Raw genomic sequence first — 14,028 nt, 5'->3', positions numbered from 1 at the left:
CTATGTATTAAAATTGTTCAAATAATTGTATATTACATGTGCCATATTTTCATAGCTATAATCTTTTATTTTTTCAAAATTATTCAAAGCCATCTTGTTACATAAATTTGGATTGTCAAGAAGTAAATCGATTTTTTCTACAAGAGCATTTGTATTTTCGGCAGGAACCAAAAAACCATTTATTCCATCATCGATTAATTCAAGACCAGCAACACATTTATCTGTCGTAATAATAGGCAAACCATAAGTCATGGCTTCATTTATTACTAGTCCCCAAGTGTCTTCTCTCGTTGGCAAAACGAAAAAATCTGCAGCCCTATAATATTTTTTCAAAGAGTTTAATTCAATATATTCCATAAAATGAATGTTTTTCAAGCCAAATTGGTCAATAATATCACGATATTCTTGAGTTTCTTTTCCGCCAATCAAATATAGACCAACTTCGGAATGAGTTATGGACAACGCATTCAACAAAACATCAACACCTTTTCTATAAATAAATTGTCCAACGAAAAGAACAACATTTTTTTCTTCTATTCCTAATTCGGTTCGTAAAATGCATTTTTCTTTTTGATTTAATAATCTGTTAGGAAAATCCTTTTTATATAACGAAGAAAACGGATACTGTTTTATTTTTTCTGTAGTTGCCCCATATGCTAAAAAGTAATCATGTTTCGGATTCATTCCACTTAGATACAAGGAGGCTCCTCGCATCACTATTTTCTTGAAATGTTCCTTTAGACCTTTGCCGTTTTTTGCAAGCCCACCTTCGCTTTGAATGATAAAGGGGATTCGCAACAACTTGCAGAAAAAAATGGATAGAATTCCACAAGGAGTTAAAGGATTTGCGATAATTATCCTTGAATTCCTATGTTTCCAAATTTGAAAAATAGGTTCAAAAGATATTTTATATATTCTGCCCAGAGGCAGTCCCTTCATTATAACTATTTTTTTCACATTTGGAGCTGAAAAAGACTTCCAGCTCGAATCTCGATGTTTAAAAGATTGTTTTTCGTATACAGCAATAACATTTGCTAATTTTCCCAACTCGTTTATATAAGCTATAGAATATGGAGAAGGAATGTTGGAAAAAAACAAAATATCCATATTACAGTTTCCCCACGAGTACAAAGAAGACATTTTCGATTTTCATTTTTTCAGCAAGTTGTAATATCCACTTTCCGCCTTTACTCTCCGACATGATGTTTGGGGCGACTGCAAGAACAACCTTACAATCTTCGGAAATTTTTAGTTCCTTTCTCAATTCATTTGCGTCAACAGGATGAAATACTCTTGTATCAATCCCATTGTGAATGACATTAATTTTTTTATCTTTCAAAAAAGATGTCTTTACCCTGTCTGCTAACCACTGCGACGGGGTGATAATCGTAAAGTTCCAATCACCGAGCAAATTCTTTTTCATTTCAAGCATTTGCCTGGTCTTATCAAGCCACAAGCTCTTGGGATAATCTTTTACAGCGGGGCAGTTGCCGCATTTATTTTGGTAATTTCTACATTCATACGCATGTCCACATTTGCCTGTATACATGTATTCACAATGGAATGTCCATACTACAGGAATATTTCTAGACTTGATATATTCGATAAGCGGTTTGATGTTTACAAAATAAGCATGAAGCTCATGAATGTGAATTAAGTCGGGCTTGAATTGTTCGATATAGTCTATTAGCCTTCGGGTCGAAAAATACGAGAAATATCCGTTGTACCCCGTAATACGAGAAAGCCCCGCATGAATATTCGTTTCCCAATCCAGACCAAATTTGTATATGTTTTCTTCTTCAATGTTTTTTCCACGACCATAGCAAATCGCAGCGGATCGTCCATCAGCTCGCAAGTTTGTGTACAAATCGTAAACAATCTTCCCTGTAGACGACCCCTTGCAGTTGACATCAATCAGCAAGACTCTTTTTTTTCGGCCTCCACGGTCGTATGTTTCCATGTACCGTTTGGACATGGTTTCCTTGGAATATTCCTTTTGGGCTTTTTCAGCAATATCTTTTGAATTACCGCATAATTTACACATCGTTTTTTCTGCAAGGGCGTCAATATCGCCGTAGCGTACAAAATCATCCTGAGATTCGATAGATGTTTCTTTTGTTCCACCAGTATCAAAACCAACCACAGGCGTTCCACAACATTGAGCCTCAACGCAAGTTGTCGGGAAATTTTCGCGCTTAGAGCAAATGGTAAACACATCGGCTAACGAGTAGTATTTAGCCAATAGCGTTTGGTCTGCTGTTTTGGGTAGAATTATATAGTTTTCCATCTTATGCTCAATTGCGAATTCGATTATTTCCTGATTCTCTTTTCCAGCCCAAGTAATTCGTACAGCCTTATTCCAAAATTGTAGAGTCTTTCCTGGCTTTTAAATTTTTCGGTACATGCAGGCATTTCATGGAACTTGGTGAGTTCATCTTCGCTAATTTCGAGTCGCCTTGCGACTTCCTTGAAAAGTTCCTTGCTTTCAGCTTCGCTCAAAGGTGGCTGTTCTAAAATTTCCAAAGCCTTGAGTCTATCCAATTGTCCCGTAACAACAAGGCTGCTCAGCTGCGCCCTTCTGATATCGTGGCCGAATCGGGTCGGTTGCCACCATCCTTCCAAAAATTTGGTAATCAGATCTTCAAAATGTTTCTGGCCATACGGCACATAGCCGTATTCGTCAGAAAGGGTCTTTATCATCGATTCCTTGGTGAATTCCACAAGGTTCAGCGGCTTGATGGTTTTTACACCCTTCAAATACGGAAGTACAAACTTGTGCTTAAACCCACTTGTGAAGGTATAGTTCTTTATAGGAATCTTGCAGTATTTCTTGATGACATCTCTGATGTAAGTACCATCACCAGTGGGACCCGCCCCCTTTTCCCAGGAAGCCGGATCAGCAACAATTTCGGTACAGATGTTGTAACCGTTCAGAATGTACTTGACACCAAGTTTCTGCGAATATTTGTCAATCAGCGAAATAAATGCATGGTCTTGCGGAGCATCGAGCATTTCGAGGCCCGTACGGAACCAAGCGAGTTGCATTTCGCGCATTTCGTTCCAGTCCATCTTATCGACATGGAGCTTGACGCCAAGTTTGTCAGTAAGTCGCTTGATATTCTCTTCGGCAACGGGAAGGTTCCAGCCAGCATCGATGTGGAATACGAACGGACGCAGTCCCCATTCTTTAACGGCAAGGTGCAGCATATAAGAGCTGTCGAGTCCACCCGAAAGACCAAGGATACAGTCGTATTCCTTGCCCTTACCACTATCCTTGATTGCCTGGATTAAATTCTGAAGTTGTTTTTCATGACCTTTGCCGTGATTCCATTCTGGTTCGATGCGTTCCTTGTATTCCTTGCAACGCATGCAGATGCCGTTTTCATCGAAAACAATGTCCTCGTCGCTGGTGTCCATAACACAGCACTTGCAAATTTGATAAGGTCTTTCAGACTTTGATTTAATTACGGGGTAATTCATCGTCAACCATGGCTCCTTCAATTTTTATAGATGCCTGCATCTGTCAATTCTTTTTCACTAGGTGCTGTTATCAGCACAGCTTTTAATTTGCCATAATAGACGAACATACTTCCGCCAGCTGCTGCATGGGCATGTCCTTGGTGCAGAACCTTTTGCAAATCACTTATTCCACCAGCACCACCAATGGCAATTACTGGGACCTTGACCGCACTAGCGATGCTTTGCACAAGGTTTATATCATAACCAGCCATCATTCCGTCATTATCGATTGAGTTGATGATGATTTCTCCAGCACCAAGTTCTTCGGCGCGTTTCGCCAAGGCAACTGGTTCCATATCAACTTTTTCAGATCCATCAGCAATAAAGCACTTGTATGCACCATCTACTTTCTTGGCATCGACAGATGCTACTATGCTTTGGCAACCAAACTGAATTGCAGCCAGTCGGACAAGTTCCGGATTACGGATTAGTCCTGTGTTGATAACAACCTTTTCGTAACCAATCGCGAGCAAATTACGGATTTGTTCTACAGTCTGAATGCCACCGCCGTAGCTGAGTGGCATAAACGCTTCACTAGCGATATCCTTCAGAAGTTCGTAGTCGGGCTCCCGGCCATTCTTTGTTGCTCCAATATCCAAAATTGAGAGTTCATCAATTCCCTTGCGATTGAATATCTTTACGGCATTCACCGGATCACCAAGGTATGTTCGCTTCCCAAACTGGACAGTCTTTATCAAGTCTCTGTCGTCAATGAGCAAAGTGGGGATAATTCTAGGTCTTGTAAACACAGTTAATTCCTCCTGCACATATCGACAAAGTTTCTAAAAAGAGCAAGTCCAAAATCATGGCTTTTTTCTGGATGAAACTGAACCCCGATTACATTACCATTGACGACAGACGCCGCAAATTCATAGCCATAATCGCATGTCATCAATACATTTTCGGCATGGTCACATACGGCGTGGAAAGAATGGATAAAGTAATATCTTTGTGTACCCTGCAGATTGTTGAGCAACGAGTGGTGTTGCTTGAAATCAACGATATCCCAACCCATGTGCGGAATCTTAAGTTCCGAGTCACTAGCGAAATTGAACCGTACGCATTCAAACGGAATTAGGCCAAGCCCAGGGAGTGTCCCTTCTTCGCTTTTTTTGCCTAATAGTTGCATGCCAAGGCAAATGCCCAAAATTGGGCGGCCCGTTGCCGCAAAATCTTTAACAACTTGGGCAAGCCCCGTTTCATTGAGTTTTTGCATTCCTGCATCGAACGCTCCAACTCCAGGAAGGATCAGTCCATCAGCCGCATTGATTTCATCATTACTGCTGGTTATTTTTGATTTTTCACCAATAACCTTGAGCATGTTGGCGATGGAGCCAAGGTTTCCAAGACCATAGTTGAGTATAGCAATCATCCTTAGACCCTCAAATTCCTGTTTTCAGAGCCCAAAAGTTTAGACAAAAAAACACCCAACTTTATAATCCACATTTGGTTCTTGTAGTCAGCCGGAGTCTTGTTTGGTTGAGCTATAATCTTGTCGAATTCAGCTGCCGTTATGCCCATTTTCTTTGCAACATATTCTTTGTCAAGTTCCATCTGTTCCGGGTCGTAAGGCGGTTTTTCTAAAACGCGCAACGCCTCGTCCCTGGTCATTGTCCCTGTTAAAATTTGCGTGGAGCAAACATTCTTTCTTGTATCAAAGCCAAATTTATGCGGAAGATAGTACCCTTCAAAGAAACGGGTGAACACATTTTCGTAATGTTTGTTCTCATACTTAGTCCATCCGTATTTTTCGTGCAAAAGCTCCATAGCCTTTTCTTTGTCGTAAACGACATAATCCAACGGGAACACGCGCTTCATGCCGTAGAAATAACGATAAAGAATTCGATATTTCAACATTCCACATAATGGATATGTTTTCAGGGGAACTTTGCCAAATCGCTTATGGATATCCTTAAGCATAACGGAATCATTCATATAAATCCATTCTACAGGTGGACGAATGAATTCCGTTGCACTGTTGGAACCTGTCAAAACGTATTTTATCTTGTGCTTTACGGCATAATTGTACAGGGCAGCAAAAATAGCATGGTCCTGCGGATGATCACAAGATGAAATAGAAGCCTTGAAGAAAGAAAGTTGCAAGTCAGCCATTTCTTTCCAATTGACCACCTCAGTATACATGTCGAGGTTCAGACCCTTAACAATCTTTTCGATATTTTCAACTGCAACATTTAAGTTCCAGCCGGTATCGACAACGAACACCAAAGGCCTTAAATGCATTATCTCTTTGGCGACGTATGCGAGGTAAGAACTGTCTGCGCCACCGGAAAGCCCCAAAATGCAATCATAGTCATGACCTTCGCCAGCTTTGCGAATTTGGGCGGCGATTTTTTCTAGTTCGTCAAAATGATTTTCTTGCGGTTTCCAAAATGGCTTGATGTTTTTCTCGAAATTCCGGCAATGATCGCAAACGCCATTTTCATCGAATACGATCTTGGAATCAGTCGTATCCATTACGCACTGGGTGCATCGTTGATATTTTCTTATTTCACCCATTCATTACCTCGTTACACCAAAATATTCTTCCAATTCGTCCATCAGTTTTGCCTTGCTGAAATGGACCTTGGAATATTCAACAGCATTTTTACCCATTTGAGGTAGAGCTGGGTTATTGATTAAACCGAGAATAGCTTGCGCCAAAGCTTCTGCATCGCCAATGGGCGCACACACACCACAATTTGCCTCGCACACAATGCGCTCAGTCTCTCCGCAGGCGCTTGCCACAATGGGCATTCCACAAGCCATGTAAGATTGTAGCTTTGCAGGAATAGTTTTTGCAAACAGAGGCGTATCCATGAACGAGATAAACGCGGCATCGCATTTGGCAAGTATCGCTGGGATTTTTTCGGCGGGTTGGCGGTCGACCATGGTAAACATGTCGCCAACATCATTCTGTTCAATCTGCTTGATAAGTTCCGCCTTGTTACGGCCATCACCCACGATGGTGAAGTTCACATTAGCCTTGCCTTTAAGGAGGGATGCCGTTTTCGGGAGGATTTCGAGGCCCTGCGCTTTGCCGATGTTACCGGTGAAAGCGATTTTGAAAACTTTACTGGATCCTTCGTCGTTACACTCCTCAGGATGACGAGTGGTGGCTGGTTTGTAGAAGTCTTCGGCGTATTGCGGGAGGTAGTGGACTTTCTGTTCCTGACCGGGACAATGTTTTTGGATGTCGATTACAAAACTCGGGCTTGTGGCGAAAATCGCATCGCAACGCTTGTAAATGTAGTTGACCATGCGACTGATAGGGCCGAGCACCGCCTTACTGTGGATTCCGGTCACGATTTCAACATTTTCAGGCCAAAGGTCTTGCACGTACAGGTAATTCGGAACTTTACGGCGCTTAGCAAACCACACTCCAAGCAAGGCCTGGGTCATGGGAGAAACTTCAAAGGTAAACACGTAATCTGCCTTGAGTCCCGTAAAATGCGACCAAAAGAACCCGCTCACCACGAAACTCAAGTAATTGAGCGCGAGTCGAATGGAACCTTGCCCGCGAGCGATAAGCGGTAAACGGATAATTTCTACACCATTCCATGTCTCGTGACGATTCTTGAACCAGCCGTAGCCTTTGTAAAATTCACCTTGCGGGTAGTTGGGGATTCCTGTAACGACGGTGACTTTGTGACCACGTTTAACCCATTCTTGACACATGTCATTAATCCGGAACTGCTCCGGATAAAAGTATTGGCTTATGACAAGAATGCGGGACATGTAGGTTACGTCTCCGTCCTTTCAATAGCCTCTTGTAGGCTGAATTTCTGATAAGGTTCCTTATACACGCTCATGGATTGGTCGTAGGCCAAGTTGCCAAACGCCTTGTTCACGAGGCCGGTGGCGTGGCTCAATAGTTTCAGCGCCCAGCCAAATCCGGGGATAAGCATACAACGCTTGTTGTGAGCGTTGGCAATGAGCGAGATGACCTCGCTGGTGTTGCTGTACTGCGGGTTCTGCGGCCAGAAGGTGCCGTGTTCGCCGTTTTCAATCATCAGGCGCACGAATTCCACCAGGTTCCCGATGTAGAGCATGCTGCGCTTGTTCTCGACCTTCGGGAACACGGGGAGTTTGCGGGCCAGCTTGCTGAGCAGCGGGTAGTTGCCCTTGCTGTTCTTGCCGAATATCATGGGCGGGCGGAGGATTACCACTTTGAAGGTGTCGCAGTCCAGCGGGCGGATGCCGTTTTCGGCCTGCACCTTGCTGTCGCCGTAGCAGTTGGCAGGGTTCACGGGGGTGTCGCGAGTAATCAGCTTTTCCTTGCCAATGGGGGCGCTGTCGCCGTACACGATGGCACTGCTCATAAATATGAACTGCTTTACGCCGGCGTCTTTCGCCTTCTTGGCGCATTCTACGGTCAAGTCGGTGTTTACCGCGTAGTAGAGTTTTGCGCGTTCATCGCTAATCTTGCCGTTGTCGCTATGGGCGATTCCCGCCACATGGTAAACGGTATCGTATGGGCTAAAATCAAAACTGCGCCAAGCGTCACCAATCATGTCGAGGGTATCCACCTGGTACTTGCCCGCAAATTCGGGTTGAGCGAGGTAATTCGCAAAGGAAGTGCCGATATAGCTGTTCGCGCCTGTGATGAGGATGCGGATCATGCGACCTCCGCATACGTATCAACAACAGTTTGCAAAATGATGTTATTTGCTAACGTTTGTTTGCAAAATTTGCAAGGTTTTACTTTTCTCAAATTTTTTGTTGTAGATTTGCGGGCGAAAAAACTGATGAAGGTATTTTTATGACCAAAAAGTTTCAAGGAAAAACTTATCTCGATCCCAAATACGATCCCGCATTCAAAGAACTTTTCGACGTTTTTATTACCACCAATTCCGGACGTTTCTTGAATATCGAAATGCAAAAGTGGAAGCATGAATTTTTTATTGATCGCACTGTACTCTACAATGCAGCGCTGGTAATCAAAGGCAAAATTGAATTGGATAATTCTGAAACGTTTAAGGCTTTGCTCGAAGCTGAACGTGAAACAAGACGTTACGAACTCCCGGAAACCATTTCTATTTGGATATGCGATTTTGAACTGCCTGGAATCGGAGATGAATATGTCGACGAATGGAGTATTTTCAGTCGCAACTCCGTAAAAAACGGTAGCATCATTCCAATTTTCAGCAAAAATAAGTATATTATGATTAGCCTGCCAAACTTCAGGAAGTCCGAAAAAGAAGTGCATTCCCATTTGGACGCTTGGCTTTACTTGATGAATCATGCGGGCACGGACAACATAGTTCCCGACTTTGGTAATAGAATCATCAGAGACGCTCTTGAACGAATTCGGGTGGACAAAGCAGACAACAAACTTTTGGCAAGGCAGGGTAACGCTATGAAACGTGACGAAGAATACCAAACGCGATTGGCAAGCGCTGTTGTCAAAGCCAATATCAAACTTCTTGGGGCTTTGATTGATGCAGGAAAAATTACTATAGACGATGCAGTCAAAGCTTCCGGATATTCCAAAGAAATGCTTGGATTTAAGCAATAGATTGGCCAACATTACAGGCCTCCCAATTGCGATTTACGCTGTTCGCGGTGCATTTCGCCGGTGCCGCCTTCCACGACGCCATCGCTCTTAAGCACGCTAATGAATGTGCCAAAGAAGCATTTACAATCAAACAAGAAGCTTTGGCGCTTTACGTATTCGCCGTCAAAGGCCGCCTTCACGGGAATTTCGAGTTCGTCGCGGCCGTTAATCTGCGCCCAGCCGGTCAGGCCCACGGGCACGTCGTTCGCGCCGTACTTATCGCGTTCTTCAATCAGGTCGTACTGGTTCCACAATGCCGGACGCGGGCCGATAATGCTCATGGTACCTTCAAATATGTTGAACATCTGCGGGAGTTCATCGAGGCTGGTCTTGCGGAGGAAGCCGCCCACCTTAGTAATCCACTTCTTGGGGTCGCTCAGTTCGTGCGTCGGGGCGTCCTTGGGCGTGTCGGTGCGCATGGTACGGAACTTGTAGATGTAAAAATGCGTCTTGTGCAGGCCAACGCGTTTCTGCTTGAACAGCACGGGGCCCTTGCTATCGAGCTTGATGGCAATAGCAATGACGAGCATCGGGAAAGCAAGCACCAGAATGCCAAAGCCCGAAAGAACAATATCGATAAAACGCTTGAAGAAATGCTTGTACATCAGAAAAAAATTAGTTCCTATTTCTTAGACTTTTCACCATAGTATCCGTAGTACCCATAATAACCATAGTGACTATCATGACTATCGCAATGGTTCAGTACAAAAGCCTTCGGCTTATCGCCATAGCGATCTAGGTTCTGCAACGATTCCTTAATGGCATCCATGGAATGGAGACCGTAATACAGAACAACAAGCGCCAAATCGACTAGCGGGTAAATCATGTAGGCATCGGCAACAAGGCCGGTCGGCGGGGTATCAATAATGATCAAGTCGTATTTCGGGCGGAGTTCATCCAGAAGTTTCTGGAGTTTATCGCCTCGCAATAGTTCAAAGGCAACCATCTTGAATTTTCCGGCTTCGAGAACATCAAGTCCATCGACTTCGACCCCCCTATAAACGGCTTCTTCAAAAGTCTTCTTGCCCATCAAGACATCGGTCAAGCCAATTTTTGAAAAACGGCATGATCCCTTACGCATATCGGCATCGATGTAAAGGACTTTCTTGCCAACAAGCGCATACGCTGCAGCAAGGTTTGTCGAAATAAAGCTCTTGCCCGCATTCGGAATAATCCCCGCCACCATGATAACTTGATGCTCCTTGTTCATGATGTACGAAAAATCAATCGCGGTGAGGATAGAACGGATGGACTCACTAACCGTATTATCCGGATATTGTACAACAAACGGTTTTCGGTTTTTCGTGTACTTGTGCATCACGTTCTTGTCGCCATTTTCGGGAACTCTTGCTATCACACTGGTATTCGTTTCGCGTTCAATTTCAGAGACGCTACGAACTCCGTTACGCATCATTCGCATAAAGAATACAAGCAAAACCCCAAGCATAAACGAAGCGGCCGTAGAGCAAATGATGATGTTCATTTTTTTCGGTTTGCTCGGTAAACGGTTGATTCGAGCCATATCGACGATACGCACGTTTCCGACTTCGCCGGCGCGGACGACCCGCAATTGCTGGACTTTGTTCAGCATTTCCGTGTAAACTTCGTTGTTCACGGCAACGTCTTCTTTCAGGCGCAAAACTTCCTGTTGCGTCAAGGGCATTTTTTCTGCATTCTTCTTGAGCTTGGATATTTCGAACCTAAGTCTATTTTGCTGCTTGACAATTGTTTGGACATTCGGGTGTTCTTCCTTAAACAAGCGCATGGCGGCCTGACGCTGCTGTTCCAAGTCCAGCAACTGCTTTTGCAATTCGCGTTCTTTTTCCAAGTGAGCCTGCGTTTCACCGGTCATGTCCACAGATCCAATGCTATAGCGGTAATCGGCCAAGATTTTCTCTGTGCTATCCAGTTTTTTCTTCACTGCGGGCAACTGCTTTTCCAAGAATTCAAGAGTCTTGGCGGCTTCGGCACTGCGCATTTCAACATTCTGGCGCAAGTAAGTCTTTGCAATTGTATTCATGATTGAAGCCGCCCTATCGGGATAGCGATGATTGTAACTCGCTTCGATAATTCCAGTCTGCTTGCCTTTTTCTGTAACTTTAAGTCCGTTTTTCAAAGCTAATATTGCCGCCAAGTCATCCGACTGAGAAAGTCTAAACAACTGATCCGGTTCTGTTAGCATTTGGGAAACATGGATATTGAGGGTATCACCACCATACGGAGCCCTAAACATCTCCCCCACTTTGCCCTGCAACAAAACGCGACCATCGGGAGCAATGACATCATAAGTTTCATATCCCGTAGCTTTCGCCATCCATTTTTCGGAGCGCGCCATTTCTGGAATATAAAGGGAATCGAGGTCCATGCGACCTTCTTTATGCCTAAAGCGGTCGCCAATTCCTACAGGAACGGCATTAAAGCAAAGGTGTTCCGTTTCTACAACATAGCTCAATACCATGCGGCTCTTGAGGAGTTCAATTTCGGCATCGGCGGGGCTTGCCACATCCAAGAGGGCACCCATCTCACCCATCGCCTTTCCGGCCTTGCCACCCTTGACATCGATTTGCAATAAGATGTCGCTTGTGTACTGCGGGCGTAACCAATTGGCAATAGTAAAGCCAACAGCAGCACCGACTACAAGGAACAACAGCAAAATAAATTTTTTATTCCAAAGAATTTGCAAAGCCTCAAGCAATGTAATGGTATTTACATTCTGGGGGATTTGAATAGCGGTTTGATTTATAACCTTTTGTTCTTCTTTTTCTACCATGTTATAAAATTAATTCTTTTTTGATAGAATATTACGTTTAAATTATTTTCAGAAGGCATTTTATTAATGTACCAACGGAACATATTCCACATGGCTATTGGGTACCATGCACGGTATATCGTCAACGAGGGTTTCATCAGGTACAACTTTGAGCGTTGGCGATTTCTTTTTGAATCCCCAGGCCTTCTTTGATTCCGATTTTTCCAGAACGGTTTTATTGAATTTTTCTGGAGTTGTGAACGAAGGAACAATAGCGTGTAATGCACGAATGGCGACTTCATCATTATTTTCGGATGCGGCGCACTTGAGTTTCCACAGCTCGTTAATAAACTTGGATGTATCGATATCGATTTGCTTTCCGATAAAGATCAGCTTGTTCTTTGTCTTTTTCAAGCCTTCTTCGTTCATCAAAAGTTCTTCCTTGATTTTTTCGCCAGGGCGCAGTCCCGTGAACTTGATGGGCACGTCCTTATAAGGCACCTTGCCGTACATACGGATCAAGTTTTCGGCAAGCGTTACGATTTTCACTGGCATGCCCATGTCTAGCACAAAAATTTCGCCGCCATGCGCAATACTTGCCGCTTCGAGCACAAGGCTAACGGCTTCTGGAATTGTCATGAAGTAGCGGATAATTTCGGGATGCGTAACGGTAACCGGCTTGCCTTGTTCAATTTGACGCTTAAACAGAGGAATCACGCTGCCGTTAGAACCCAGGACATTGCCAAAACGCGTGACGACAAATTCTGTACTGCTATCTTTGCACATGGACATGAAGCGCACAATCATTTCGCAACAACGCTTGGATGCTCCCATGACATTTGTCGGGTTCACCGCCTTATCCGTGCTGATCATCACGAACTTCTTGACGTTATTGAACATGGCAAGGGTCGCTACGTTGAACGTTCCGACAACGTTATTTTTTATCGCTTCCATCGGGTTGTTTTCCATAAGTGGCACATGCTTGTGCGCCGCTGCGTGGAACACCACATCTGGATGATAAGTCTTGTAGATCTTGTTCATGCGGAAATAGTCACGGACACTAGCGATAAGCGTCACTAGGTTCAATGAGTTTCCGTATTCCATTACAAGTTCTTGCTGAATATCGTAAGCGTTGTTTTCGTAAATATCGACAATGATAATTTGCTTAGGGTTGTATTTCGCTATTTGCCGAACTAGTTCACTACCGATACTACCACCACCGCCGGTTACCATACATACTTTATTCTCAATGTAGGCTCGAATATCTTTATTGTCGAACTTGATTGGTTCACGGCCAAGCAGGTCTTCAACCTTAATGTCTCGAATTTGAGTAGCGTAACTAGTCGCACCGTCTCCGATTTGAGAGGTATCTAAAAGGGATCCGACAAAAGGAATAACCTTCACCGGAAGTCCAGTCTTACCGCACGCATCCATGATCGTCTGGCGGTCTTTGGGCGGACAACTCGGGATTGAGAATATAATTTGTTCTATTTTTTCGTGCTTGGCAATTTTCGGGATATCGTTTGTAGAACCTGCCACCAATACACCCTCAAACGGTTTTCCGATTTTTTCACGGTCATCATCAATGAGGCAAACGGGGTTGATCCTTGCGGCAACCGATGTTGCAAGTCCCTTTTCGGCATCCAACGAACTATTCTTAATTTCGTTAAGCAAGAGCGCGGTTGCCTTCCCCGCTCCGATAATCATGGTGCGTTTCTTTAATGCGTCGCGGTGGCCCAATTCTACAAGAGAAATAAATGTATTGCGGAACATATAGCGGAAGAGGCATGCCCCAAAGCTAGCAATGCACGCTTGCACAAGGGCAAACTCCCAATGCAATGTTCCACGTACCAAATAGAAGAAAAAGTGCGTAACGATAAGACCCGAAAAAATTCCTTTTACACAGCTCAAAAAATCATAACGGTTGAGGTAGCGCCAAAGCTTGTTATATGAGCCAAAGAACTGTAACGCGCTAAAGCACATGATGATGCTCAAAAAGAAAATCGCAAACTGGTCGGCTCGGTCAATTGCCGTTGCATATAGAGGTAGCGGAAAGTTCGCGAACAACCCCGCAACAACAACGATAAATGCATCAGCAAATGCCAAAACTCGTTTACGAATCCTAAAATTTGCGAACAGTCCCATCACTTTAGACATGTTTAAACACCTATTTTTTTACTCAGAAAAGCTTACAATAAGCATTCTG

Annotated in this window: 12 protein-coding genes; 1 reads left to right on the top strand and 11 read right to left on the bottom strand. The window is 43.9% G+C overall.

The genetic code is table 11. The features are described 5' to 3' along the window. From HUF13_RS09790 to HUF13_RS09755, 8 genes are read right to left on the bottom strand one after another with little or no spacing between them, the layout of a single operon-like run. Complete coding sequence (locus tag HUF13_RS09790) at positions 1-1,107, bottom strand: glycosyltransferase family 4 protein (RefSeq protein WP_173474953.1); 1,107 nt, start codon at positions 1,105-1,107, stop codon at positions 1-3. Between the two features lies 1 nt (position 1,108). Next, a complete protein-coding gene (locus tag HUF13_RS09785) occupies positions 1,109-2,299 on the bottom strand; it encodes a glycosyltransferase (protein WP_304039059.1) in 1,191 nt (396 codons plus the stop codon). Positions 2,300-2,310: 11 nt separating this feature from the next. Further along, on the bottom strand, positions 2,311-3,480 hold the full coding sequence (locus tag HUF13_RS09780) for an N-acetyl sugar amidotransferase (RefSeq protein ID WP_173474951.1): 1,170 nt from the start codon (positions 3,478-3,480) through the stop codon (positions 2,311-2,313). A 17-nt stretch (positions 3,481-3,497) separates the two neighbouring features. Further along, a complete protein-coding gene (locus tag HUF13_RS09775) occupies positions 3,498-4,268 on the bottom strand; it encodes an AglZ/HisF2 family acetamidino modification protein (protein ID WP_173474950.1) in 771 nt (256 codons plus the stop codon). A gap of 2 nt (positions 4,269-4,270) precedes the next feature. Beyond that, positions 4,271-4,891 carry an imidazole glycerol phosphate synthase subunit HisH gene (gene hisH / locus HUF13_RS09770; RefSeq protein WP_173474949.1) on the bottom strand — a complete coding sequence of 207 codons (621 nt, stop codon included), beginning with the start codon at positions 4,889-4,891 and terminating at the stop codon, positions 4,271-4,273. A 2-nt stretch (positions 4,892-4,893) separates the two neighbouring features. Further along, a complete protein-coding gene (locus HUF13_RS09765) occupies positions 4,894-6,036 on the bottom strand; it encodes an N-acetyl sugar amidotransferase (protein WP_173474948.1) in 1,143 nt (380 codons plus the stop codon). Between the two features lie 3 nt (positions 6,037-6,039). Then, on the bottom strand, positions 6,040-7,254 hold the full coding sequence (locus tag HUF13_RS09760) for a glycosyltransferase family 4 protein (protein ID WP_173474947.1): 1,215 nt from the start codon (positions 7,252-7,254) through the stop codon (positions 6,040-6,042). Between the two features lie 5 nt (positions 7,255-7,259). Next, positions 7,260-8,138 carry an NAD-dependent epimerase/dehydratase family protein gene (locus tag HUF13_RS09755; protein WP_173474946.1) on the bottom strand — a complete coding sequence of 293 codons (879 nt, stop codon included), beginning with the start codon at positions 8,136-8,138 and terminating at the stop codon, positions 7,260-7,262. A gap of 140 nt (positions 8,139-8,278) precedes the next feature. On the opposite strand from HUF13_RS09755, the gene HUF13_RS09750 reads away from it, so the two are divergent. Then, the gene (locus HUF13_RS09750) at positions 8,279-9,034 is read left to right on the top strand and encodes a PD-(D/E)XK nuclease family transposase (protein ID WP_173474945.1); all 756 of its coding nucleotides are present in this window, start codon (positions 8,279-8,281) and stop codon (positions 9,032-9,034) included. Between the two features lie 11 nt (positions 9,035-9,045). Here the strand turns inward: HUF13_RS09750 and HUF13_RS09745 are convergent, their stop codons facing one another. The 3 genes from HUF13_RS09745 to HUF13_RS09735 form a co-directional block, all read right to left on the bottom strand. Then, the gene (locus HUF13_RS09745) at positions 9,046-9,678 is read right to left on the bottom strand and encodes a sugar transferase (RefSeq protein WP_173474944.1); all 633 of its coding nucleotides are present in this window, start codon (positions 9,676-9,678) and stop codon (positions 9,046-9,048) included. 17 nt (positions 9,679-9,695) lie between these two features. Then, entirely contained in the window at positions 9,696-11,843 is a 2,148-nt protein-coding gene (locus tag HUF13_RS09740; RefSeq protein ID WP_173474943.1) for a polysaccharide biosynthesis tyrosine autokinase, read from the bottom strand. Between the two features lie 63 nt (positions 11,844-11,906). Continuing rightward, on the bottom strand, positions 11,907-13,979 hold the full coding sequence (locus HUF13_RS09735) for a nucleoside-diphosphate sugar epimerase/dehydratase (protein WP_304039050.1): 2,073 nt from the start codon (positions 13,977-13,979) through the stop codon (positions 11,907-11,909). Positions 13,980-14,028: the final 49 nt, after the last annotated feature.

Source organism: Fibrobacter succinogenes (assembly GCF_902779965.1).
GTDB lineage: Bacteria > Fibrobacterota > Fibrobacteria > Fibrobacterales > Fibrobacteraceae > Fibrobacter > Fibrobacter succinogenes_F.
This window is presented reverse-complemented; position numbering and strand designations above follow the sequence as displayed.

Coding starts and splice junctions, on each gene's coding strand:
- HUF13_RS09780 (WP_173474951.1), bottom strand. CDS start 3,480: ATGAATTACCCCGTAATTAAATCAAAGTCTGAAAGACCTTATCAAATT.
- hisH (WP_173474949.1), bottom strand. CDS start 4,891: ATGATTGCTATACTCAACTATGGTCTTGGAAACCTTGGCTCCATCGCC.
- HUF13_RS09745 (WP_173474944.1), bottom strand. CDS start 9,678: ATGTACAAGCATTTCTTCAAGCGTTTTATCGATATTGTTCTTTCGGGC.
- HUF13_RS09750 (WP_173474945.1), top strand. CDS start 8,279: ATGACCAAAAAGTTTCAAGGAAAAACTTATCTCGATCCCAAATACGAT.
- HUF13_RS09740 (WP_173474943.1), bottom strand. CDS start 11,843: ATGGTAGAAAAAGAAGAACAAAAGGTTATAAATCAAACCGCTATTCAA.
- HUF13_RS09735 (WP_304039050.1), bottom strand. CDS start 13,979: ATGTCTAAAGTGATGGGACTGTTCGCAAATTTTAGGATTCGTAAACGA.
- HUF13_RS09755 (WP_173474946.1), bottom strand. CDS start 8,138: ATGATCCGCATCCTCATCACAGGCGCGAACAGCTATATCGGCACTTCC.
- HUF13_RS09790 (WP_173474953.1), bottom strand. CDS start 1,107: ATGGATATTTTGTTTTTTTCCAACATTCCTTCTCCATATTCTATAGCT.
- HUF13_RS09760 (WP_173474947.1), bottom strand. CDS start 7,254: ATGTCCCGCATTCTTGTCATAAGCCAATACTTTTATCCGGAGCAGTTC.
- HUF13_RS09765 (WP_173474948.1), bottom strand. CDS start 6,036: ATGGGTGAAATAAGAAAATATCAACGATGCACCCAGTGCGTAATGGAT.